19 protein-coding genes are annotated in these 25,121 nt (G+C 46.2%); 3 read left to right on the forward strand and 16 right to left on the reverse strand.

Annotation, left to right across the window (positions count from 1 at the left end):
* Positions 1 to 4: 4 nt before the first annotated feature.
* The 3 genes from AB4Z45_RS04040 to AB4Z45_RS04050 form a co-directional block, all read right to left on the reverse strand.
* Positions 5 to 844 carry a sugar ABC transporter permease gene (locus AB4Z45_RS04040; protein ID WP_076268893.1) on the reverse strand — a complete coding sequence of 280 codons (840 nt, stop codon included), beginning with the start codon at positions 842 to 844 and terminating at the stop codon, positions 5 to 7.
* A gap of 2 nt (positions 845 to 846) precedes the next feature.
* Complete coding sequence (locus AB4Z45_RS04045) at positions 847 to 2,160, reverse strand: carbohydrate ABC transporter permease (protein ID WP_441908015.1); 1,314 nt, start codon at positions 2,158 to 2,160, stop codon at positions 847 to 849.
* A 132-nt stretch (positions 2,161 to 2,292) separates the two neighbouring features.
* Positions 2,293 to 3,603, reverse strand: coding sequence for a sugar ABC transporter substrate-binding protein (locus AB4Z45_RS04050; RefSeq protein ID WP_441908016.1), 1,311 nt, complete (start codon positions 3,601 to 3,603; stop codon positions 2,293 to 2,295).
* Between the two features lie 495 nt (positions 3,604 to 4,098).
* On the opposite strand from AB4Z45_RS04050, the gene AB4Z45_RS04055 reads away from it, so the two are divergent.
* Positions 4,099 to 5,127 (forward strand): LacI family DNA-binding transcriptional regulator, encoded by a 1,029-nt coding sequence (locus AB4Z45_RS04055; protein ID WP_076268828.1) that lies wholly within the window; start codon positions 4,099 to 4,101, stop codon positions 5,125 to 5,127.
* Between the two features lie 4 nt (positions 5,128 to 5,131).
* Positions 5,132 to 7,075, forward strand: coding sequence for a glycoside hydrolase family 15 protein (locus AB4Z45_RS04060; protein WP_441908017.1), 1,944 nt, complete (start codon positions 5,132 to 5,134; stop codon positions 7,073 to 7,075).
* A 104-nt stretch (positions 7,076 to 7,179) separates the two neighbouring features.
* On the opposite strand, the gene AB4Z45_RS04065 is transcribed toward AB4Z45_RS04060, so the two are convergent.
* Both AB4Z45_RS04065 and AB4Z45_RS04070 read right to left on the reverse strand, forming a co-directional pair.
* Positions 7,180 to 9,471, reverse strand: coding sequence for an alpha-amylase family glycosyl hydrolase (locus tag AB4Z45_RS04065; RefSeq protein WP_441908018.1), 2,292 nt, complete (start codon positions 9,469 to 9,471; stop codon positions 7,180 to 7,182).
* Positions 9,472 to 9,617: 146 nt separating this feature from the next.
* On the reverse strand, positions 9,618 to 10,637 hold the full coding sequence (locus tag AB4Z45_RS04070; RefSeq protein WP_441908019.1) for a LacI family DNA-binding transcriptional regulator: 1,020 nt from the start codon (positions 10,635 to 10,637) through the stop codon (positions 9,618 to 9,620).
* 413 nt (positions 10,638 to 11,050) lie between these two features.
* Here AB4Z45_RS04070 and AB4Z45_RS04075 point away from each other — a divergent pair, with 413 nt between their 5' ends.
* Positions 11,051 to 11,497, forward strand: a complete 447-nt coding sequence (locus tag AB4Z45_RS04075; RefSeq protein WP_430055183.1) for a Dps family protein — start codon at positions 11,051 to 11,053, stop codon at positions 11,495 to 11,497.
* 94 nt (positions 11,498 to 11,591) lie between these two features.
* Here the strand turns inward: AB4Z45_RS04075 and AB4Z45_RS04080 are convergent, their stop codons facing one another.
* The 11 genes from AB4Z45_RS04080 to AB4Z45_RS04130 form a co-directional block, all read right to left on the reverse strand.
* Complete coding sequence (locus AB4Z45_RS04080; protein ID WP_441908020.1) at positions 11,592 to 14,339, reverse strand: ABC transporter permease; 2,748 nt, start codon at positions 14,337 to 14,339, stop codon at positions 11,592 to 11,594.
* Positions 14,333 to 15,019 carry an ABC transporter ATP-binding protein gene (locus tag AB4Z45_RS04085; protein ID WP_441908021.1) on the reverse strand — a complete coding sequence of 229 codons (687 nt, stop codon included), beginning with the start codon at positions 15,017 to 15,019 and terminating at the stop codon, positions 14,333 to 14,335. The genes AB4Z45_RS04080 and AB4Z45_RS04085 overlap by 7 nt, the downstream gene beginning before the upstream one ends.
* Positions 15,020 to 15,116: 97 nt before the next feature.
* Positions 15,117 to 16,427, reverse strand: a complete 1,311-nt coding sequence (locus AB4Z45_RS04090; RefSeq protein ID WP_441908022.1) for a sensor histidine kinase — start codon at positions 16,425 to 16,427, stop codon at positions 15,117 to 15,119.
* Positions 16,424 to 17,128 (reverse strand): winged helix-turn-helix domain-containing protein, encoded by a 705-nt coding sequence (locus AB4Z45_RS04095; protein WP_441908023.1) that lies wholly within the window; start codon positions 17,126 to 17,128, stop codon positions 16,424 to 16,426. Before AB4Z45_RS04095 ends, AB4Z45_RS04090 begins: the two co-directional genes overlap by 4 nt.
* Before the next feature lie 136 nt (positions 17,129 to 17,264).
* Entirely contained in the window at positions 17,265 to 17,897 is a 633-nt protein-coding gene (locus AB4Z45_RS04100) for a fumarylacetoacetate hydrolase family protein (RefSeq protein ID WP_441908024.1), read from the reverse strand.
* Between the two features lie 45 nt (positions 17,898 to 17,942).
* Positions 17,943 to 19,892 carry an ABC-F family ATP-binding cassette domain-containing protein gene (locus AB4Z45_RS04105; RefSeq protein WP_441908025.1) on the reverse strand — a complete coding sequence of 650 codons (1,950 nt, stop codon included), beginning with the start codon at positions 19,890 to 19,892 and terminating at the stop codon, positions 17,943 to 17,945.
* Between the two features lie 158 nt (positions 19,893 to 20,050).
* Entirely contained in the window at positions 20,051 to 21,436 is a 1,386-nt protein-coding gene (fumC, locus tag AB4Z45_RS04110) for a class II fumarate hydratase (protein WP_076268818.1), read from the reverse strand.
* Between the two features lie 139 nt (positions 21,437 to 21,575).
* Entirely contained in the window at positions 21,576 to 22,808 is a 1,233-nt protein-coding gene (locus AB4Z45_RS04115; RefSeq protein ID WP_441908026.1) for an ATP-binding protein, read from the reverse strand.
* Positions 22,809 to 22,973: 165 nt separating this feature from the next.
* Entirely contained in the window at positions 22,974 to 23,849 is an 876-nt protein-coding gene (locus tag AB4Z45_RS04120) for a glycoside hydrolase family 43 protein (RefSeq protein WP_441908027.1), read from the reverse strand.
* 109 nt (positions 23,850 to 23,958) lie between these two features.
* A complete protein-coding gene (locus AB4Z45_RS04125) occupies positions 23,959 to 24,627 on the reverse strand; it encodes a bifunctional 2-keto-4-hydroxyglutarate aldolase/2-keto-3-deoxy-6-phosphogluconate aldolase (protein WP_076268815.1) in 669 nt (222 codons plus the stop codon).
* Positions 24,628 to 24,726: 99 nt separating this feature from the next.
* On the reverse strand, positions 24,727 to 25,038 hold the full coding sequence (locus tag AB4Z45_RS04130; RefSeq protein ID WP_076268814.1) for a Dabb family protein: 312 nt from the start codon (positions 25,036 to 25,038) through the stop codon (positions 24,727 to 24,729).
* Positions 25,039 to 25,121: the final 83 nt, after the last annotated feature.

Genomic DNA, 25,121 nt, shown 5'->3' on the forward strand with positions numbered 1-25,121 from the left:
TTTCTTATCCTTTCGAAGCGCCAGACATCAGCCCTTGTACAAGGAAGCGCTGCAAGAAGATGAATAGGAGAGTAATCGGGATCGCAATCAACACCGCACCCGCGGCAAACAACGTGAAGTTGCTGTTCTGATAATTGCTTACAAGATCCCACATTCCTACAGCAAGTGTCCAGTTGTCTTTGCTTCGAAGTACCAATCTTGCAAAGATAAAGTCTACCCATGAACCAGCAAATGTAGTCAGCGCTACATAGGTTAACATCGGACGCGACAGCGGAAGCATGATTTTTACAAACACCTGCAGATGAGTTGCTCCGTCGATCCGAGCCGCTTCATCCAAGCTCCGAGGAATCGTATCGTAAAAGCCTTTAACGACAAAGCCACCGAGCACTGCACCAGCAGAATATACGATAATGAGCGCCGCATGTGTATCGAGCAGGTTAAGCTGCAATAAGAAGATAAAGATAGCGATCATACTCATGAAGCCAGGGAACATGCCCAGTACAAGCATAATCGTCAGTGTCATCTTACGGCCGCGGAAGCGGAAGCGCGACAACGCGTACATGCTGAGCGTGACCAGAATCGTAGAGAAGATCATCGTCAACGTCGCAATTTTGAGCGTATTCACGTACCAAACACCGTATTGGAAGCTTGGATTCGTAAATAACTCCTTATAATGAACAATCGTGAATGTATCAGGAATAAGACTGTCGCTAAACAGAGCCGTGCCCGGGCGAAGCGAGGATAGCAGCACCCAAAGAGCAGGATAGATAGCGCACACAGCTATAAATATGAGAACGACATAGCTAAGTGTCAGGCGCACAATATTGGCGGTTTTCCGGCCCATTTTCATTGAATCATATCCTCCTCTTTAAATGACCGTGAGCGGCGATAGTTATAAATAGAGAACGACGCTACGATCAAGAAAATGATGATACCGATCGCGGATGCCATATTGAACTGACTATTGTTCAGCGTTAGCTTATACAACCAGGTTACAAGCAAGTCCGTGCTGCCGGCGTACTGGTAATCACCTTTAACCGGGTCACCGTTCGTGAGCAAGAAAATAACGTTAAAGTTATTCATGTTGCCAGCGAACTGTGTAATCAGAATCGGTGCCGTCGAGAACAAAATAAATGGCATCGTAATAATACGGAATTTCTGTATGCCTGTTGCGCCGTCAACATCGGCAGCTTCGTACAGGTCTTTCGGAATTGCAGTCAATACGCCTAGAATAAGTACCATTGAAACCGGGATACCAATCCACATATTAACGATAATAACCGTTACCTTTGCCCAAAATGGATCTGTCAGCCAAGGCAGCTTGCCCATACCAAAAAACTTTAAGTATTGATTGATCGGACCAAATTGTCCATTAAACAAATTTCTCATGACGAGCAAGGAGATCAATTGCGGAATGGCATAAGGAATAATGAACAATGTCCGCCATAGCTTTTTAAAACGAATGCCTTTTTGCTCAATTAGCAGCGCAACTAACAAACCGCCGAAATACGTCGTTACCGTTGCAATAACAGCCCATACAATCGTCCAAGTAAATACGCCAACGAATGTATGGCTCCACGTTTTCAAAGTCAGTAGATTAGCAAACGTTTGGAAGCCTACCCAGTCAACCAGCTTAGCTGGCGGAATATGATCAGGCGATGCGTAGTTGGTGAAAGCAAGCATAATCATGAAGATAATCGGCATGATCGTTAGAAACAATACACCGAGCGCCGGAAGCGTAAGCAGTAAGTGCGGAAAATTATGATCCGTTACATACGCCCACGTCTTTCGAAAGCTTGCTGGCGCCACTCCTGCGTCTCTTTGCTTGCCGTTCAGATAAGCATCGCGGATATTCATAACATAGATAAAGACAAATAGCAGGAATAAAATTAACGTTATTAATCCACTGATTAGAAGAAAGATCGAATGGTCTCCCTCTACACGAACACTGATTTTACCTATTTTCTCAAGCCCTTGCGTTTTCTCTCCGAGCGTGACAACTCCCCAAATCGCTCTTCCTAGGTTTGGAATAAAATACATGAGCGCCGCTGCTTCAACAGCAAGCATAATTAAGCCTTTTATAAATTGGCGGTTATACAATTGCCCAAGACCCATTACGAGTAACGACAATATAGCCGCGGTGCTGCGATGACGATTCATCCCGCCTGGCTCCCTTCCTCTCATCTAAAAAAAAAAAAAAACAACTTGCCTATTCCAATATGGAAATAACGGCTTATAAAACATCGGTTCACCCGCCGAAGGAATTCGGCGGGTGAAACCGTTGATATGATGTTATTTCGATGCCGCTGCGCCGTTGTTAGCGTCTTTAATTTGTTGCACGGCATTGTCTAAAGCTGCTTTTGCATCTTTGCCAGAGTTCCAAACATCAGCAAATGCTGCTCCGATAGGAGTCCATACATTGCCCATCTCAGGGATGGAAGGCATTGGCGTCGATTGGTTGAATTGCTCCAAGAAACCTTTTACCACTTCATTGCCTTGTACAGTAGGATCTGCTGCTGCTTCTGTGTTCGCAGGAATAGCGCCTGTCAGTTCAAAGTTTTTCAACTGAGCTTCTTTTGTAGATGCATAGTAAGAGAATAGACGTGCTGCATTCGGGTATTTCGAGAATGAGTTAACATACCAAGCTTTAATGCCTGAGAAGGAAGAAGCCGGTTGGCCGTTGATGCTAGGCAATGGAGCTACGCCGAAATCGATGCCAGCGTTTCTGTAATCGCCGATAGTCCAAGGTCCGTTAATATCCATTGCAAGTGTACCGCCGATGAACAAACCTTTTTTAATATCGTAGTTGATATCACCGGAGTTAAGCGGCAAAATGCTGTCTTTCAATGAACCGTAGTATTTCAAGCCAGCGATTGCGCCTTCTGTGTTAAGGCCGATATCGTCTTTGTTTTGACCGTTATCGCCGTATACATAACCGCCAGTTGAGATGAACGGATAGCTGAAGTAGAAGTTTCCTACATCCCACATAAGACCGTATTTGTTGTTTTTCGTATCGTTGAACGTTTTCGAGAATGCTACTACCTCATCAAACGTTTTTGGAGCTTCTTTGATTAGTGCTTTGTTATAAAATAGTGCGTATGTTTCTACCGAGCGCGGGTATCCATAAAGCACGCCGTCATAAGATACTGCATTTACTGCAATTTCCGAGTTTGCGCTTCTTGATTGCTCTTCATAGTAGTCATTTGGCAAAACCAATCCAGCTGTTACTGCTTTACCAAGGTTATCATGAGGGAAAAGAACAACGTCGGCGCCAAGACCTGCAGGGCCGTCTGTAACCAGCTTGTTTACTTGATCGCCTGCGCCGATTTCCTCGAATTTAATCTCAATGCCGTATTTTGCAGTGAATTCCTTCGCGATGGCTTCAACGAAAGGACGTTCTTCTTTACTTTCCCATACAAGCAGCGATGCGCCTTCTTCAGGAACGATCTCTTCTGATGCAGTACCTTCGTTAGCAGGTGTATTATTCGTTGGAGCATTTGTTGCATTTCCAGTTTTCTCTGTGTTTTCTGCCTTATTTGTTCCACCACAAGCGGAAACGATAAACAAGGCTGTGATTAATGACATTACAAACCACTTTTTCATGCTAGGTGATCCCCCTCCATAATGTGTTTCATGCCTTTTTTTTGAATTCGCGGCGTTCCAACAATTCCTCAAGCTCTTTTCTAATAGGCTGCATTCGCACAAACGTTTTATTCATCGTTCTGAAAAGCTTGCTTCCATCATAAATTGGTAAGCTCAACAATGCGCAAACGTTTGTACAAATCATACTAGAAAATAATTTGTGAGCGGTTTTTATGCCGTTTCACAGTTGAAAACATGGTAGAATTGTTTTGAAAGCGTTCTATTCGTGGATTCATCATACAACAAGGTGCACGGTTTGTTAAAACGTTTGCACAGTTCAATATTCCGGTTAAATACGGAGTTATCTTCAATTTTCTTCGGTATTCTCCTTCTCATTCAGTTTTTCAATATTTGTGAAACGCTTACTTTAGATATATATTTACTTTTAGGCAACAGTTGCATTAGGATGAAGCATATAAAGCAAGCACGTTTGCGCGGGTGGGGGTTCAACTTAATATGGTAACCATTAAAGATATTGCAAAAGCTGCAGGGGTATCTCCTTCCACTGTATCAAGAGTCGTCTCTAATCATCCTAGAATTAGCAAGGCAACCTCTCAGAAGGTCAAACGGTATATGGAAGAAATGGGCTACCATCCTAACGTGATGGCGAAGAGTCTGGTATCAAAAACAACACAAACCTTAGCCATTATGCTGCCTCGACCAGCTGAAGAGCTGTTTCAGGACTTTTTCTTCGGTGAATTGCTTCGCGGAATACTGACGCAATCTACAAGAGCGGGATACGATATGCTGCTTACCGCAGCGACGTCGCCAAGCGACGAGACGGAAACCGTATCACGTCTTGTATTCGGTAGACGAGTTGACGGCGTTATCTTGTTATCCTCTCGGGTAAATGACCCTTTAATCGACCTATTGGACAAACATAAGTTTCCTACAGTATTAATAGGCCGCACAGAAAATCGGCCTAATATATTATCAGTCGATAATAACAATGAGCAAGCAGCTTATGATGCGACGCAGCATCTCATTGTCCAAGGCCATGAAAGAATCGGTTTTGTTAGCGGTCCGCCATCATTAACCGTTGCACATGACCGGATGGAAGGCTACCGCAGAGCCATGTCCGAAGCCGGTTTGCCTGTTCGATCCGAATGGATCGTTGAAGGCGAGTTTCTTCAGCAAAGCGGCTATCGTGCCATGTCATTTATGATGAGCCTGCCCGAAAGACCTAGCGGCCTTGTTGTCATCGATGATGTAGTCGGATTCGGCGTATTGCGCGGCCTGACAGAGCTTGGGTACAAGGTGCCTGATGATCTTAGCATCGTAAGTTTCAATAACATTGCATTGTCCGAACTTGCAACACCGCCAATCAGCTCGATAGATATCGGAACCTATCAGCTCGGCTATACCGCATCACAAATGTTGATTCGTCTTATACAAGAAGAAAGCATACACCAGAACAGAATGATTATTCCGCATAGGCTGATCGTTCGCGAATCATCGATTCAAACCGTATCCAAGAGGAGTTGACAGCATGTCAAATAAAAAACCATTTTTAGTGGATGCCATTATCGGCAATTCCAAGTTTCTCGCATCGCTTGGCCGCACAGGCAAAATGTATCGCCTGTGGTGGCCGAACATTGATTTGCCGCAGCATGTAGACGCTATCCGCACAGGAATTCAGTGGGCGCAATCCCCTGTTTCCTGGTTTGATGAAGAAACGAACGGCTTCACTCATGAGACGGCATATGTTGCAAAAACAAACATTTTGCAAGTGAATGCTCGTACTGACCAACAGCCCGTTCAAGTGGACAGCATGCATTTTGCTGTTCCCGGCCAAGATATTATCGTTCGTGAATACACGTTCACAAACGTCAGCAATCAAGCTGCTTCATTCTCGTTTATCGTTCACTCTTCTTTTCTCGTAAGCGAGAATAATCTATATAACACAACGATGTTTAATGCCGCTGAAGATTCCTTGGTTCATTTCCGCCATAAGTATTATTTTGCGCTTTCAAGTGCAAACGTATGCACTGGTTATCAATCAGGAATCAACTGGGATAACGTTCAGCATGGGGAGTTGAACGGCAATAACATTGATATGAAGCCAGATGGTGCCTTGAACTGGCGCGTCGATGAGCTTGCAGCAGGCGCATCCGTAACGATTCCCGTCTATATAACAGCCGGCCATGATGAAGAAAGCGTACTGCAACAAATGCGTACTGCAAAAAGCAAAACAAGCGCAGAATGGGTTCAAGAAACGACAACCTACTGGCATGAATTTTTGACTGCCGCTGCCCCTTGTCCGATTGACGACAACGAAATCTCAGATCTATATGACCGATCCCTGCTTATGTTCAAGCTCATGTCCGATGAGCAAACGGGAAGCATTATCGCTGCTCCAGAATTTGATGAAAATTTCACGCGCTGCGGGGGTTATTCCTACTGTTGGGGCCGAGATGCCGCATTCATTACGACTGCGCTTGATAAAGCAGGTCTTGACGCTCTCTCCGACAGCTTCTATGCATGGACGCTTTCTGCGCAATCGCCAGATGGTTCATGGCAGCAGCGGCATTATCATGATGGCAGCTTAGCGCCGTCATGGGGCTTGCAAATTGATGAAGGCTCGTCGATTCTTTGGGGAATGTGGCAGCATTATTTGGAGAAAAAGGATTCTGGCTTCGCTAAGCAGGTATGGCCTGCTGTAGAGAAAGGCGCATCCTTCCTGATGAGCTTCCTCGATGCAGAGAGCGGCTTGCCGAAGCCTAGCATCGACCTGTGGGAAGAGCGTGAAGCATCGCATACGTACTCCTCAGCCGCTGTGTACGGCGGGTTGACGGCAGCAGCGAGCTTTGCCGAGCTAGCAGGCAAACCTGAGCTTGCAGCGGAATGGACGGCTGCTGCGGAGCGGATTTCAGCAGCAATCAAAGAGCTATGCTGGAACGAGGAAGGCGGCAGATTCTACCGCGGAGTTGACCTAACGGTAAACGCAGGCAAATACGAGCAAGCCTTGGCAGCTGGCTCAACTGGTTATGTGACTGAGGGCAATAAAGGCTACAAGAAGCATGTTCTCGATCATGATGCTGTAATTGATATCAGCCTGCTTGGCATCGCTGTACCGTTTGGAGCGGTAGCGGCAGACGATGAATCCATGCGCCGCACTGCTGATGCAGTTGAAGCTGCATTGACTGTTCCGGGCGTCGGCGGCATTAAGCGCTATGAGGACGATATCTATATTGGCGGTAACCCATGGATTCTCACTACACTATGGCTTGCTCACTATCGCATTCAAACCGGCAGCATTGATGAAGCGAAGCAATTGCTGAAGTGGGCGATGGACCATCGTACGGAGACCGGCCTCCTGCCAGAGCAAGTAGACAAAAACACCGGCGAAACCGCTTGGGTTGTCCCGCTTACTTGGTCGCATGCCATGTTTATATTGACGATTTTCATGCTTGCGGAAGCGGAAGCAAAGTAAAACCTGCTCTATCCGATTTTAAAAAATCACAAATACATCAAACCCCGACGGTTGCTTGAACCGTCGGGGTTTTTTATGCTTGAATTCCGCGCTGCTGATTTACATCAAGACCAATTGTAGACGGCAGTATCAGACGTGCCTGTCGAACTCGCAGGAGAAGTAAACGAGCGGTTCGTTCCACTCTCCCAGATGACATTGCCGAGACTGTCCTTCTTAATGAACTTGAATTCGAAGGTCGTCCCTTTCGGCACACTTACTGGCAGGAACCATACTGGATAGTTCGGATTCATCATCGCTTCCGTCGATTTAGCTGCATCCCAGCTGCCGAGCTCAGGAATGCTGCCGACGATATGAATATTTTGTCCAACTGTCGTTGTGGCATTGACCTTAAAGATGACCTGTACCTGATCACCCGACAGTACCTCGTAAGTAAAGCTATTGCTGACATTTGTTCCTTTCGTAACCGTAATGCTGCGTGAACCGGCAGCTACAGCTGGAACGACAGCTTCGATAAACGTATCATTGTTAGATACGATTGTTGCAGCAACCGTACCGAATTTCACGGTAGCCGTGCCGCCCAAGCCCGTTCCGTAAATATAAACGGTATTGCCTGGGCGTCCTGAGGTAGAAACAACATCTCCGATTCTTGGAACCGTAGTGCCAAGCGATGGATTGTACGCCAAAATGTTAACCTCGCCGCCTGAGAGCGTGAAGCTGGAAATTTTATTTTGCCCTGATACGCTCGTAACCGTATTCGACGCGCCCATTAGCAGGCCGGACAATCCATCTGTGTAAGTTCCTACAGGCAACGTTGTATTAATTGCAGGAACCGTATACGAAATATCTGGCTGTCTATTTACAGCGACAATTACTTGCTTGTCGTAGAACTGGCGCTGATAAACGAGAACATTATCTGTGCTGTACAGAATGGAAGTTGTACCATAAGCGATCGCTTCGTTGGACTGACGCAAGGCCGATAGATTCTTGATTACTTTGAAAGCCGTTGTCGTCTCATCGAAAGCAGCCGCCTTCTGCATAAATGAACGGCCAGCAATATCGCTGCTGTCCGCGGAGGACAAATACTGCTCCGTACCATAATAAATATTTGGTGTTCCACGTGATGTCATAAGCGTTGCGAGAGCAGCGTGATAAGGCTTATTGTTCGATTGAATATAGCGGAACCGTGTAACGTCGTGGTTGTCGAGGAATGTTACTGCTTGATTCTCATAGGAATAATCGGCGCTCGTTTGTGTCAGCATATTACCGAAAGTAGACATCGTCTCGGAGAAGTTGCCGAAAGCATTTGTTGCAGAACGATAAAATTCAAAATCAAGATTATTCACGCCCGTACGGTCAGGGAAGGTACGGAATTCATCATATTTCGGGTCAGGTCTGCTAATAAAAAATTCACCAAAATGAGTGAGCGGTCCGCCTGCAGCGGAGTCAATGGCGTCTTTCAAACCTTTCGTGAATGCTGGATTCATATGCAGCGTTGCATCATGGCGGAAGCCATCAACGCCCTTCGATTTCCAGAACGTCGCTGCCTTCTCCAAATGCGCAACTACATTGGCATTCTCTTGCGAGAAATCTGCAAGCGAGCCGAGTTCCTTATGACGGAAGCCATAACGAGAATTGTCGCCTGCGCGATCGCCTAATCCGTGAAACCAGCCGTTTACATCATTATTAGGATCAGCGATTAAGTTTTCTATTTTGCCATCGTTGTTGTAATCGTAAGGGTTGCCAGCAGCATTGAAGGCATAATTGCCGCTTGCGTCTTTATCCGGCTCATAGAGCTTGCCGTCTTCTGGAGAATTTCCGTTAGTCGGATTTTGCCAGCGGCTCGTATGATTCGTTACAAAATCAATGACCAGCTTCATCCCTTGATTATGGAGAGCATCACGAAGATTCTCAAAGTCCTTCATCAGCCCAAAATGCTGATTCGTTGCAAAATAATTGCGAACATGATAGCCATGAAAGCTCGTCCATTTATTCATGCTGCCGCCAGGCTGGTAATCCTCAATTACTGTATCTCTATTCTCGTAGGGTGCGGATATCCAAACAGCTGTTACACCCATATTTTTCAAATAAGGAATTTTGTCGATAATCCCTTGCCAATCCCCGCCTTGATAAAGCTTTAAATCATTGCCATCCCCTTTGCCATCGCCATTCGCATCATCAAATAAAGCAGCGGAGGAGCCAGCAGGGATATTATTGCTTGTGTTGCCATCATAAAATCGATCCGTAATAATTTGGTACACCGTATCCTTTGGCGTAACTGGACTAAGCGCGGACGATGCGGTTAATGCCTCTGCTTCTCTTGGATTAACACTAATTGCCGGCAATACAAGTGCTGCTGCTAATACGAACAAAGCCAACCTTTTCCCTATAACCTTCATCCATTCAACACTCCCCACTATTTTGAAATGCAGATTTATTGCCTAGTTCAAAAAATACCCTCCGTTTAGACGCATGATTTCACCTAGGCTCCTAGAAGTTTGGCATCACCCCCTTCATAGATTGCTGTTTATCGCGCTGCTTCTGTTCATTTCTTTACTGCTGTGCTTTGCCTAATCGTCAGCTCGACTCCAATTACGACCTTTCGATCGACAGCAGAATCCTTATCCATTTGTGCAGTTAGCAATTTCACAGCCGTCTGTCCTTTGAGCACAATATCCTGATGAACGGTCGTTAAGCCGGGCACCATATAATGGCTGTTTTGATTATCGTCAAAACCCATTACGGACACATCGCGCGGCACAACGATACCGAGATCATGCAAGCCTTTAATTAGTCCAATAGCGAGAACATCCGATAAAGCGAAAACAGCCGTTAGCTCCTGTCCTCTTGAAGCGATTTGAGATGCAGTGCGATAACCGCCAATGGAGGAGGTAGGAACCTCGAAAACATGGTCGCTTTGGTAGGTCATCCCTGCTTCTTTCAGCGCCCTCTTATAGCCGAGCCACCGTCTATGATTAACGCCTTCTTCGAGCAGTGTCCCGGTCAATAATGCGATGTTCTGGTGTCCAAGTGATAACAGATGTTTTGTTCCGATATAACCCCCAAGCTCATCATCCAGCCCTACTTGGTACAGCTCATCGTTTTTTAAATAGCTATCCATAAACACACAAGGCACATTCAACTCTAAAATTCGCTCGTATATCGGTGAACCCTCAAATACGCCAATAATGATCAAACCATCCAAATGGCGTTCACGAACGAACGAAAAGGTTTCATCCGGTTCTACCCCAACAAGAAGGACATGCAGCTTCTCGTTCCGCGCTCCTTCTTCAATTCCCGTAACAAGCTGCCAATAAAACGGATTGTCATGCAGTCTGCCTTTCTCCAAGAAAGGGACAATGACCGCTATTAGGGATGATTTCTTATCCTTTAAATTGCGAGCGGACATGCTTGGCGTGAAGTTCATCTCAGCGATAGCTGCTTGAACCGACTGAACCGTGTTAGGCGCTACTCTGCCTGTTCCATTCAGTACGTTGGATACCGTAGCAATCGATACTTTTGCGCGTTTAGCAACATCTTTAATCGTTATTCGTTCCTGACTCATGACGAACCACCTTTACAATAATTAAACGTTTCATCTACGTAAAACACTTATGAACAAAGAGTTTATATTAGGCAATATATGAATTCAATAAATAATTGATTAAACGTTTCATTTAATAATTCATACTATATTTTATCCTGTATATTTCTGTCAATCATTATTTTGTAAGCGCTCTACTTTGTCCCGTCAGTGGCCTCTTCTACTCCATAATAAAAAGAAAAATGAGCTTCCATGCCAATAAGATGTTTCAACTCTAACAAAATGGTGTATACATATTGACAGACATCTTCTAGTTTGTAATAATTATAAACAAGGATTTAGTCTAATTTAATTTAGAATTTGCAATCAACCTTTCCATTTTTGTATTCACTGACTGCAAATAGCGCAAACTACCATCAGAAAGGATGATCATTATGACAACACCTACAACTGTACAACAACATTTGAATCGCCAAATCGCCAACTGGAGCGTACTTTACATCAAGCTGCACAATTATCACTGGTACGTAAAGGGATCCCAGTTTTTCACTTTGCATGCAAAATTCCAAGAGCTTTATGAAGAAGCTGCGCTTCATGTCGATGAAATCGCTGAACGCTTGCTTGCCGTGAAGGGTACGCCTATCGCAACCATGAAAGATTATTTAAAAACCTCAAGCATTGAAGAAGCATCCAATAAAGAAGATGCGACGCAGATGGTTGAGCAATTGATTAAAGATTTTACAACCGTAATCGGTGAACTGAAAGACGGCATGGAGGCCGCACAAAAGGCTGACGACGAAACAACAGCCGACATGCTCCTTGCTATTCATACGACACTTGAGAAGCATGTATGGATGCTTACCGCTTTTAATGGCAAATAATTGTTGCACGTCCTATGCAAAAAGGAGCTTCGGCAGTATTCTCACTGTCGAAGCTCCTTTATTTGCTTAGTGTTCTAGCCTGATACATTCATTATTAATCACTGCTCATTTTGAGAACATCAACCGCTTTGAGCTTGAGCGCTGCCCTTGCTGGTGTAATATTAATGAGCAGAGAGGCCAGCAGCAAGCCAGCTATAATGGGAAAAACAATATCGAATGGATACTCATATAGGAGGGCCGACTTATCGCCTTTCAAATCCGCTTTCACACTCTCGACAAACATATGAACCCCGCTAAGGCCGATCGCTAAGCCTGACAACAAACCCATCAAGCTTATAACAAAACCTTCGATAAACAGCATCCAAAATATGGACTTGCCGGGAACGCCGATGCAGCGCATCATTCCGATCTGTTTGCTCCGCTCGCGCACGGCTCTAAACAATATAATCGCAAGCCCTAGCAAACCAATAAGAGCGGATATAACCGTAAAGCCTATGAATCCATAGCCAATTTGTTTATTAATCAATTGCTCCGCTGTATTTTGTACATAAGGTACATGAAAGGCCAGTACGCCTTCAAGTGCAAATCTTTCCTCCAAATCCTTAGCCAGCTTAATGTTTTTATAATCAAATTGGAATAAAACGAGTCCAAGATCGGTTTGGTTGGGCCATTTGTGACCAAGCGGACGAAGCTCATCTACAACTTTTTTGTTCATCAAGGTTGTGCCATAGAAATCTATTAACCCGGAAGCTGCGTCGTTATTTAAAAAACCAGCGATAATGAAATCTCGTTTCTGTTCGGGAACCCAAGCTTCTTCTCTCGATCGGAGCTTGCTCTTATATACAGGAAGCGTAATCTTATCGCCTGCCTTGAGATTCAATAATGGCTTAGGAAACTTCTCTTTATAATAGTCAGGCAGGATTACATATGCAGGGTCATTCAGTACAGCCTGCCATGCTTCAGCATCGCTTGAGAACGCTGGCGATCGCGCATTTAATGCAAAGTTGTTATTAAGCAGGAGCTCCTTCGTAACGGGTATAATAGCTTGAGCCATGCCGTTCTCCTGCATGCTAAGCATATAAGGCTCCACGACAACTTTCCCCTTCATATGCTCCTGTATCAACGGGTCAGCAGCGGCAACTGCTTCAATTTTATCCTTCTCCAGCTCAGATTGGTATACAGCATAACCACCAAAACCTAAGACGGTTTGATTTATGCGATCAACATTCCCGCTAGCTTGTATAAGATGCGTAATGCCAACCAAAAATGTAATCAACATCATAACAAGTGCAAATAAAAGTGCTGCTGTGTACGTTCGTCCTTTATGTTGATTCGGGTATTTAACAGCGAGGAGCATGGATATCGGCGGAACACCAATAAACCGCAGCAGCTTTTGCAGCGGGACAGTCATTTTCCCCACTCCATTAAGCGCGATAAATAACACTGTAAACACGGATGCTATCCAAGTAAGCACAATGGTAAGCATGTTGTCATTCGTTAATTCAGGCGAATCGATAAATGCAAATATAAAATGAACACAAGTAGCGGATAAACCCGCAGCGATTACACCGCGGTTTCGCGTTCGTTTCCACCCTTTCGCTCGCAAGGTCCCGCTGTCCGCTGAAGGCCCTCGCAGCGCTTCAACAATATTGAATCTGCTTGCTTTACGAGCTGTTAATCCAGAAATGAAAAGAAGGAATAACAAGGTTGCTGCGAATACAGCTGCTGCTGTTAGGATTGAAACATGAGCTGTAATCGGCACAACGAGACCAGCCGTTTGAGATAGGTCCGCAGCATAGAAGCTATAAAAAAATTGAATCAATCCATAACCGCCAGACAACCCAATCAGCGTACCAAGCATCGCACTGGCTACTGACAGCAAGAGCGCTTCAACCATGAACATCGCAGATATATTGTCTCGCGAGAATCCGATTGCTCGCAAAATGCCGTACATCTCCCGCCTGGAATCGCCAATCATGACCAGCACCTGCCGCATAAACAGCATGCTCGATATAACGGCTACAATACTGATCATGCCAATAATGATCGAATAGTTCATATCATCAACTTCATTTTTATATTTGCTTTTCAAATTCTCTACTTTGTACGTTTGGCCTGAAACAAAAAACATGCCGCCCAAGTTTACAGATGGATCAGAGTTTCCCGCCAGTATAGCTTCATAGCCATCTCCAGCTTGGCCAGACAGTTGACGCACAGCTTGCTCCGTCCCGATTATGGTACCGGCAAATGCACCATATTCTTGGTAGCCAGTGAGTCCTCGCTGCTCTACTACCGAACGAATGCGAAATAACTCATCTTTGCCTGAGACAGTAACCTTAAGCGCGTCACCGACGTCAACATGCAGAAGCTTGGCTATGTCACGGTTAATAATAAGCTCATCGTCAGCCAAGCCATTTGTCCATAAGTTTTCATAGGCAGGATCAAACCTAGCAGCTTCCTCCATGGAGAAGCCCATAAACAGCATATTTTTCAGAATGGATTGCTCACCCGTATTTGCAGCCTCAGCAAAAACAGCCGCTTCCGCCTTTACATAGGGAAGAATCGTATAGTCGCTTTTTCGTGAGAAGTCTACTAAAAATGCAGCCTCTTCCGCGGAGAAAGCGTCAGAATTAAGCTTCTCCGGCGTTAGCTTCCAGTTGATCGGACCTAGATGCTTCTCAATCCAAGCTGCCCCGCTTCGCTCGACCGATTCATAATTTACGGCACTAATGGCGATCAGCATAGCCCCGATGGCTCCAGCCATTATCGTGATCAACGTCTGCTTCCATTGTTTTCTCAAATGACTCAGCGCCATTCGCCATACAAGACTAGACGTTAGCATGACGAAACGCCCCCATCATGGATAACACGTCCGTTTTGCAATCGAATGGTGCGTGATGTTCGGTTAGCTACTTGTTGATCATGCGTCACAATAACGATCGTTGTGTTGTAATGGCGATTGAGCATCTCCAGCATCCCAATGATTTGATCCGCCGTTTCCGTATCAAGCGCGCCTGTGGGCTCATCTGCCCAAATGATATCGGGTCTCCCCACAATAGCTCTAGCGATAGCAACTCGTTGATTCTGACCGCCCGATAGTTGATTAGGATATTGTTTAGCTTTATCAGACAGCCCAACCTCTTTGAGCGCTTCAAGCGCTCTCTCTTTGGCCTTATTGGCATCACTGCCTGCGGCAATAAGCGGCAGCGCCGTATTCTCCCAAGCATTCAGCACCGGTATGAGATGATAGGATTGAAACACGAACCCCATCTTCGCAAGCCGCAGCTTAGCGATCTTTTCATCTTCCCGTGAATGGATGGGCGCGTCTCCAATCCATACTTCACCTTTATCGCTGGACTCGATGCCAGCCATAATATGCAGCAGCGTTGATTTGCCGCAACCGGAGGCACCCGTAATGGATACCATTTCTCCTTTAGTAATTGTAAAAGATACGTCCCTCAGCGCTCTGACCGCTGCTTCTCCCTTGCCATACGTCTTACATAATTCCTTTATCTTTATCATCTCTTCAAATCTCACCCCTTGTTCCATTGAATGCTATCACTTTATCAAATCGATATGCATTCTTAATGGAGCAAATATGCAGAACTTGTGCAGATGGCTAGTCTTTTATGATGGGGAGGCTTAACGTAAACGCAGCTCCTTTGCCATAACTGCTCGACACATCAAGCGTTCCGCTGTGGGCATGCGCGAATTGCTTCGCTATAGCGAGCCCAAGGCCCAGTCCTGAGCCGCGTTTGCTTGCTCTAGCTTGCCCAGCTCCTCTGTAAAAGCGGTCAAAAACAAAAGCAAGCTCCTCCTCTTCAATTCCCAAACCATCATCGATAATCGTCAATTCCGCATATCCAGCTTCTAAGCTGAGCTCGATTCGCAGCTCATGGCGTGCATGCTGCAGCGCATTCCCAATCAAATTAATAATAATTTGCCTGATCCTTGCTTCATCCGCATAAATACGAATATCATGCTCCATATGTACCGTTGCCTGTATCGTATGTTCATCCGATTGAACGACAAGCGTCTCAGCAACCGCCGCTGCTAGCGCGGTAAGTGAAAACCAGCTTTTGCTTAAGGACAAATGGCCAGATTCCGCTAGCGACAGCTCCTGTAAATCTCGAACTAATTTAGTGAGACGCAGCGTCTCATCATGAAGCGATACAGTACGCGCTAATGGCAGCGGCAGTCCCTCCTGAATGGCATGGTCCAGCTGCGTCCGCATGACTGCAATCGGTGTTCGAAGCTCATGAGCAATGTCAGCTACCATCGTTCGCCTAACCGTTTCTAAGCGTTCTACGCGCTGCACAAGCCCATCTATTTGATCGAGCGCATCCGTGAGCTGCTTGTCCCCGTCTATACGATTATTTGCTGATAAAGAGGCTCGCTCCCCAATTAACGCCGCTATTCGCCGCTCCGTTTGTTTTGAAACATTGTGCGAGCGTTGAATAACCCATAATCCAATGCTGTATATCAACATAGCGAGCAACAGCGGCGGCAATACCATTCTCATACTTATAAGTTTCTGAGCTGTATTCGATACCTGCGTATACCCGACAATCGAGCCATTTGAGAGTACGGCTATTTTCCGCGCGTCTTTATCCGTATTTCGCTTAATGAACAGCGTGGCTATCTCGGTTATTGCATCTTTGTCATAAACGATAATGGACAGCGATTTGTATCCGGAAATCATGTAACGATCATGCTGAAGCCGATCCTCAAGACCGATCCAGCTTCCCGTCGACTCATAAAAAAGCTTAGCGTATCCATTCCAAAACAGCTGCGTCTTCTTAAGCTCAGTCCGATCGATGCGGTTCATCATCCATAAGGTACAAATAAATGCAACAACGACAGCAATCATACATATGTAAACTAATCTAAGCTTCTCACGCTGCATGCTTGTACTGCTATAGCTCTTCACAGTACTTCCTCTGTAAAACGATAGCCAACTCCATACACGGTTTGAATGAGCTCACGCTTCTCATCCCCGCCTTCCAGCTTACGCCTCAAATTGCGAATATGTGAATCGAGCGTTCGCTCATAACCGAGAAAACTATCGCCAAGCGCCTCATCCATCAAATGTGTTCGTGTAAACACTCTGCCTGGATTTGCCGCGAGCTTCCAAAGCAGTAAAAATTCAGTACGGGTCAAGTCAAGTTTGTGCTCATTGAGCACAGCTGTGAAGCGCTGCTGATCGAGCATGAGCGGTCCTCTATAAATAATCGATTCATCAGGCGCAGGAAGGGATGGCTCGCCATGCTTGCTTGCTCTACGCATAACCGCTTTAATTCTCGCACTTAGTTCACGAAGCCCAAACGGCTTCGTCAAATAATCGTCCGCGCCAAGCTCCAGTGCCAGCACCTTATCGAATTCATCACCCTTGGCTGTAACCATAATTAAGGGCAGCTTCCACTCTTTTTCATTACGCTTGCAAATGTCTATTCCACTTACTCCACCGGGCAGCATCCAATCTACTAGCAGCAAATCCGGATTCATCTGCTTAATGAGCGGCTCCGCTTCGGTCAATGAGGAAGCGCCATAAACCTCAACCGATTCTTTCCGCAAATAATCAGCGCATTCCTGAAGCAGCTGCTGCTCATCCTCAATCCATACGACTTTCATCCTTCGCTCACACTCCCCTAAATAAATTGTTGCATAAAAAAACAGTTCTTCCAAGTAGGGAAGAACTGTCTTTTCATACAAATCTATGGATGTTCGCTAAACAAACTCGCTGACGCGAAATGATATTCAATTGATCTTATACAAGCTTTACGCTGCAGCTGCCTACAGCTGTGCCTGCCCATAATGCTTGCAGCTGGTCACCGTCATGCAAAGCAGCCACCCCTGCTGGCGTTCCTGTGAATAGAAGATCGCCGGCGCCAAGCCCATAATGCTCTCCTACGAATTGAATCAGCTCCGATACGCTGAATAACATATCGCTGGCTTTGCCGCGCTGCGCCTCTTCGCCATTTCGCAAGAGCACAAACTCGTTTTCAGCAAGAGCCGCTGCACCTGGGTAAGGAAGCCATTCACCAAGCGGAGCTGAGTTTTTAAACCCTTTGGCCGCAAGCCATGGCTGTCCCTTAGCCTTCAGCTTGGACTGAACGTCACGAAGCGTTAAGTCCAAACCAAGCGCCATGCCGTCAATGCATAGTTCTGGATCGATGCCCGGCTCATAAGCACGGCCAATCCGCAGTACGATTTCAAGCTCAAAGTGCACCTCGCCTACATTACCGGGAAGATCTACAGTGTTGCCTGCCATTGAAACAATGGCATGCGACGGCTTTGTAAACACGAGCGGCTTATCAGGCACCTCATTGCCAAGCTCCAAAGCGTGAAGTTTATAATTTCGACCGATACAATAAATATTACGAATCTCATTGCTGCTCATGAACAATGCCGCCTTTCTATTTCAATTAGGTTAAATCGGTTTCGTTTACTTCTGGGCAGCGATTTGCTCAGCCAATTCATTCAGTTCTGCCCAGCGGTCCATTAGCTTCTCCAGCTTTTCTTCCAGCTGCTGCTGCTCTGCTGCCAGCTCTAGGAGACGAGCAGAATCGCTGCTTGCAGCTTCCATGCGTGAGGCGATTTCGCTGATCTCGGTTTCCGCAGCCTCAATCCAGCCATCGATTTGCTCAAAGTCCTTTTGATCCTTGTAGGACATTTTGAGTGTACGTCCCTTAACCGCGGGTTTCGCAGCCGCTTCTGTACTTTTCACCTCTGCGCTCGAAGCCGCTTTTGCAACGGCTGTGTCGGCTGCAACCGCTGTTGGCGTAGTTCCAGAGCCATATTTCTCAACAAACGCTTGGTAATCCGAATAGTTGCCGGTGTGATGTGCAATCACGCCATTGCCCTCGAACGCGATAATCTTGTCTACTGTCCGATCAAGGAAATAACGATCATGAGAGACAACGAACACAACGCCCGGGAAATCGTCGAGATAATCCTCCAGCACTGTAAGTGTTGAGATATCCAAGTCATTTGTCGGCTCATCGAGCAGCAGCACATTCGGTGCATTCATTAACACGCGCAATAGCTGCAAGCGGCGCTTCTCTCCGCCGGACAGCTTCGAAATTGGTGTCCACTGCATCGTAGGGGAGAATAGGAAACGCTCCAGCATTTGTCCCGCCGATATGGTCGAGCCATCAGCCGTCTTTACTTGCTCAGCGCCCTCGCGAATATATTCGATCACCCGCAAAGACTGATCCATCTCTTCATGCTCTTGCGAGAACCAGCCCAGCTTGACTGTTGTACCAAGGTCCACGGTTCCTTCATCTGGCGTTAATTGCCCTGTAATCAGCTTCATTAGCGTTGATTTCCCGCTTCCGTTGCGTCCGACGATGCCTACTCGGTCCTCTGGAACGGCAATATAGCTGAAATCGCGAATAAGCGTCCGATCACCAAAGCTTTTTTTCACATTTGCCATTTCAAGGATTTTCCGGCCAAGCCTAGTCGAAGCTACCGAAACGTCCATCTTCCCGCCCGCTTGCTTCGGTGCATCTGCCTTAAGCGCCTCAAAGCGATCGATACGCGCCTTTTGCTTCGTTGATCTTGCTTTTGCCCCTCGCCTGATCCACGCGAGTTCATTGCGCAGCAAATTTTGACGCTTCGATTCCGTCGAAGCTTCCCGCTCCTCGCGGTCCAGCTTCAGCTCAAGGAAACGACTGTAGTTTGCTTGATAGAAATGGGCTTGGCCTTTATCGAGCTCGATGACGCGGTTACTGACACGATCAAGGAAATACCGATCATGCGTAATCATGAGCAATGCGCCTCTGCGTTTTTGCAGCATGCCTTCGAGCCAAGCCACGGAATCATTATCGATATGGTTCGTAGGCTCATCCAGAATGAGCACATCTGAAGGAAGCAATAAAGCAGCAGCCATAGCGACACGCTTGCGCTGGCCGCCGGACAACGTCTCTACCTTCGCTTCAAAATCATTAATGCCTAGCTTCGACAGCGCCATCTTCGCATCGCTCTCCAGCTGCCATGCATCAAATTCATCCATAAGCTGGTTTGCCTTAATCAGCTTGTCTTGCAGCGCTGCATCGCTTGGATTAAGCTCAATCGCTTCCATTGCAGCAGCATAAGCCTGCACAGCTCTTAGCTGTGGAGAATCTCCGCCAAGCACATGCTCCAGAGTCGTTTCGTTCGGAGCAAATACCGGGTCCTGCGCCAGCATTCTAACCGTTACCCGATTGCCGATCGACACTGTGCCTGAGTCAGCTTGTTCTAGGCCCGCAATCACCTTAAGAAAGGTGGATTTCCCCGTGCCGTTCACACCAATGATGCCGACTTTGTCGCCATCCTCTACGCCAAATGTTACATTTTCGAACAATAGCTTCTCGCCATAGCTCTTCGTTATATGTTCTACAGACAATAAATGCATGAGACAAACCTACTTTTTTGGAATAGTATTGCTGCGATTGCAGCCCCTCGTATCATACCATAAAAAGCCCATATCATAACATGAACCTCTGTACAGCAAAAAGAATCAGCACCTTGTCCCATGAGACAAGAGCTGATCCTTTCTTATTTCGCTGTTTATTAACGCTTTCCGATCATGTTCTCGGGACGAACAAATTCATCGAATTGCTCTGAAGTTAGCAAGCCGCTCGCGATAGCCGACTCCTTCAATGTTAGTCCTTTTTTGTGTGCGTTTTTGGCAATGGCAGCCGCATTCTCGTAGCCGATATGCGGATTAAGCGCTGTGACCAGCATCAGCGACTGATCCAGATTACGTTTGATAACGGCTTCGTTTGGCTCGATGCCAACCGCGCAGTTGTCGTTGAATGAAACCATGCCATCAGCAAGAAGGGCTACTGATTGCAGGAAGTTATAAATGATAACTGGTTTGAATACGTTTAGCTCGAAGTTTCCTTGGCTTGCTGCCATCGAAATAGCCGTATCATTGCCAATCACTTGGCATACTGCCATCGTCAAAGCTTCGCTTTGCGTTGGATTAACTTTACCTGGCATAATCGAGCTGCCCGGCTCGTTCTCTGGAATCGAAATTTCACCGATGCCGCAGCGAGGACCGCTTGCCAGCCATCTTACATCGTTTGCGATTTTCATCAAATCAGCCGCCAGCGCTTTTACGGCACCATGCGTGTATACGATTTGGTCGTGGCTTGTAAGCGAGTGGAATTTGTTCTCTGCCGTTACAAATGTTTTGCCCGTAAGCGCCGTTACTTCTTGCGCCACTGCAACTGCAAAGTCAGGGTGAGCGTTAAGGCCCGTACCAACTGCCGTACCGCCAAGCGCTAGATCGCGCATCGTTTCTACGCTTTGAACTAGCATAGCGCGCGTTCTGTCCAGCATGGAATACCAGCCGCTTATTTCTTGGCCCAGCGTAATTGGTGTAGCATCTTGAAGATGAGTACGCCCGATTTTCACAATATCGTTAAACTTCTCCGCTTTCGCGCGAAGCGTGCCATTCAGTAGATCAAGAGATGGAAGCAAGCGATCCTCGAGCGCAATTACGCCAGCAATATGCATCGCTGCAGGGAATGTATCATTCGAGCTTTGTGAGCGGTTAACATCATCATTCGGGTGGATGCGCACTTCGCTTCCGCGTTCTGCAAGCAAGTTATTCGCACGGTTAGCAATAACCTCATTCACGTTCATGTTCGTTTGCGTGCCGCTGCCTGTTTGCCATACGACTAATGGAAAATGCTCATCCCATTTGCCTGAAACGATTTCGTCTACCGCTTCACCAATAATCGCTGATTTTGCTGCATCCAAAACGCCAAGCTTCTCGTTGGCTTGCGCGGCTGCTTTTTTAATATAAGCCATCGCATACACCACTTCGATCGGCATGCGCTCACCGCTAATTTTGAAGTTTTGCAAGCTGCGTTGCGTTTGTGCGCCCCATAGCTTATCCGCAGGAACCTGAATCTCGCCCATTGTGTCCTTCTCAATACGATAATCCATTAATTGAACGACTCCTTTAATCAATTGTGTTTTCTCTTTTTTGACCCTGTTTCTGTTATAACGCTATTCCTGATCAGAATCAAGCAAAGCTCCCAAATTGGTTATAAGGACTGCGCTTTTGCTGAACTTACTGCTCACGCTAAACATACGCTTCTTCAGTCATAAGAGGGAGTTCTAATACAAAGCATGAGCCGCGCTCATTGGATTCCATCAGCCATATCCGGCCTGCCATTTGCTCAGCAAGTTTCTTACAGATAGATAGCCCGAGCCCTGTACCGCTGTATTCAAAGCTGCGCTCAGGTGTATGCAATTGAGAGAATGGTTTAAAAAGCATGTCCAGCTTCTCCGCACAAATACCGATTCCAGTATCTCTAACCTTTACAAGCATTAAAGGATAGCTTGAATCTGAAGAATGCTGCTCCACAGAAAGGGTTACATCGCCAGTATTTGTGAATTTGATTGCATTGCTGATTAGATTAATCATGATTTGCTGAATTTTCGTAGCATCGGTCCTAACCATATCCGGTATAGTAGGACAGACTTCCGCATGAAGCTTAATGCCTTTTTTGGCAGCATCCGGACCGAGCAGCTCTTGAACTTGTTTGACGCATGAGCGCAGGTCAAGCGGGAGATGAACGAGCTCTGATTGATCGGAATCGATTTTGGCATACGATAAAATATCATTTAGCACAGCGAGCAATGAATCACCGCTGGACTGTGTAATTTTAATATATTGACGCTGCTCCTCGGTCAGCTCAGTGGACTGGAGCAGATCGATCATTCCGATGATACCATTTAGAGGAGTGCGGATCTCATGACTCATCACGGCAAGCAGGTTGGATTTCTCCTCAGCCAAATCACAAATCTTATGATGAGCTTCCTGCAGTGCCATGGCTGCGTCTTCCAATTCTAGAACATTGGCAAAAAAAGCAGCTAACGATGACATGAATGCTACTTCCTTCTCGTCGTAAGCATAGAAGTTATGGTCAAAGGCGCAAAGGGAGCCGTATACTTCTCCACTTTTTTTGACGATCTGAACTCCCATGAAAGAACAACCGCCGACCAGCTTCGTTGCATCCATATCCCGCGTGAGCGGATGTGTCAAATTATTATTAATAATTAATGGCCCTTCTGACTTTTCAATGACCAAATGACAATAGGACTCTTCGTTGTCAACGACTAAGCCTTCATCCAAAATCATGTAGTCGCGATTGTACGACCTCAAGACTGTTGTTGTCATTCTATCATTTATAGCGATGCAAAACGTGTTTGCCGGTATCATCGTATAGGCCGTGCTCATTACTTGTGTAGCCGAATTATAAATGTTTGCTGAGACTATCGTTAGCATGTCCTCAATAATAGTAGATCTCATACTACCCATCCCATCATGATTATGAATATGACCGTTACACTAAAATTCCATATGTATTGATCATATACTTCTATAGGAAAGAAGTCTAAGCCTTTCGACCTAGCAACGCCTGTGATTAAAGCAAACATCGCCTCTGGCTTGTCATGAGCTGCCTATTTTTCTTCGTTATTCTTTTCGCTGCAGCGTACCGTTCTTCTCTTCAATTTCAATAAATACAGCTCTTTCATCCGGCTCATTATTTGGTGCGTGCATGGCAAGCATAAGCTGTCCTTCCAATGAGCGGAATAACATGCCGTGTCCGCCATCCTGCGGGAAAAGCGTCTCCGCATCCTGCGTCCATGGCCCTTCAATCGTTCCGCTGGCTGAACGTGCGATCCCAATAGCGTAGCCATTTTTCGAACCGCTTGACCAAAGCATGAGCAGCTCGCCTGCTTGATTACGATATAGATATGGGCCGTCTGTTATATAGTTGTTATGATCATCGCCAAAAGGAGTTGCCCAAGCTGCTTCCGATGCGGAGAAAAGCGTGATCGGCTCTCCAGCCGCTTCCTTTAAATCTGCTGTTAATGGAATGGCGCACATTTTACCATCATTCACCTGCACCCACTCTTGGCAAAATACCATCCATGGCGTTCCATTCGCTTCGATATGCAGCGTACCGTCAAGACATTCCCACTCCGATGGAGTTACGGGCTTATCTGTAAGCGGGACAAAAGGCCCAAGAGGGCTGTCCGCTATTAAAACCTGTGTTGCGCGCCTCTTATCCTCTGACTTAAATGAAGCAAACATATAGTAGCTGTCATCGAAAACATACACTTCAGGCGCCCAAAAATGATGATCCGACCAAAAATCCGGCTCCGGCCTGAAGGCTGGATAAGGCCCGTCCCAATTCTCAAGATCAGTGCTTTTGTACGTATCGAACCCCGTCCCTGGAGCTGACCATACATTCTCATCCGTTGTACCGTATAGGTAATAACATTGCTCTTGCTCATTTACGAGTATGTAAGGATCACGAATTCGAATTTGCTCACGTTTCAGCATTGGCTGGATTTCCCCCTCTTAACTAGTAACGTAACTATGAGAAAATGATATCCTTTTTTACATTTCAAAAAAAAGAACCTGACAGAGGCAGCCTCCGTCAGGTATTTGATTAAAGTCCTTTTGCTTCGCGGTATGCTGCGATATAAGCTGCGGCTTTCTTCTCAATGAGCGAGAAGTCGCCCGTTTTTACAGCGTCCTTCGTTAGATCGGATCCGATACCGACCGCTACCGCGCCCGCTTTGATCCAGTCCTTTAGATTGTCGAGCGATACGCCGCCGGTTGGCATAACGTTAGCCTGCGGCAACGGTCCTTTAATAGAAGGAATGACACTTGGTGAATATAGATTTCCTGGGAACAGCTTCACGATATCAACGCCCAGCTCCAATGCCGTTTGAATTTCGTGAATGGTCATTGTACCCGGCAAAATAGGAACCGCATAGCGATTGCAAAGCTTGATCGTATCCGGATTAAGTGCTGGAGAAACGACATATTCCGCCCCTGCCAATATAGCAGCGCGTGCCGTTTCTGGATCTAGTACTGTGCCGACGCCGATAATAGCAAAGTTGTCAGCATCAGGTGATACGGAGCTTGAATACTCTTTGGATAATTGCTCGATGGCACGCAGCGCAAATGGCACTGTCATCGTAATTTCAATCGCTTTGATACCGCCCTTAATTGCACGGCGTGACATTTCCACAACTTCCTCAGGCGAGTCCGCACGCAATACCGCCACGACGCCGGCATCCGTCAACTGCTGAAGCACTCTAAGCTTTTTCATCCGTTAGTCCCTCTTCCCATTATGTTCGTATTTGTTCGAAAATGTGTAATCTATACCGCTCATTATATGTCGTTTCAGCTAAATCTTCAATGGAATGCCCTACTTCGCGTAATCGATTTCAAGAAACTTTTCTACTTCTGTCACCCAACGTTCATTTACAAACTGCACATGCAGCGGATGCTCGTTATAAGCATCGTAATCAGCCTGATTTGCAAATTCCATTGCGAAGCCATGGCGATAATCGTTTTTCCCGCTTACTTGCTTATACACTTGGAAGTTCTTAACAGACGGAATCGAAGTAAGAATCCGCTCCCCATCCTCCAAAAACTGCTGTTCCTCCGCAGAGCCCTGTTCATGCTTTAAGTTAAAAATGACGGAGTGCAAAATCCAGTCTTTTGTTTGCGTTGTCATACGTTTCACTCCTTCTTCTCTATGAAATGGTTTTGTTCCTATAAAAATAACATAAACAAGCTGCTAAGTGGAACGCTTTTCGT

The sequence above is a fragment of the Paenibacillus sp. MCAF9 genome (genome assembly GCF_052114265.1).
Classification (GTDB): Bacteria; Bacillota; Bacilli; order Paenibacillales; family Paenibacillaceae; genus Pristimantibacillus.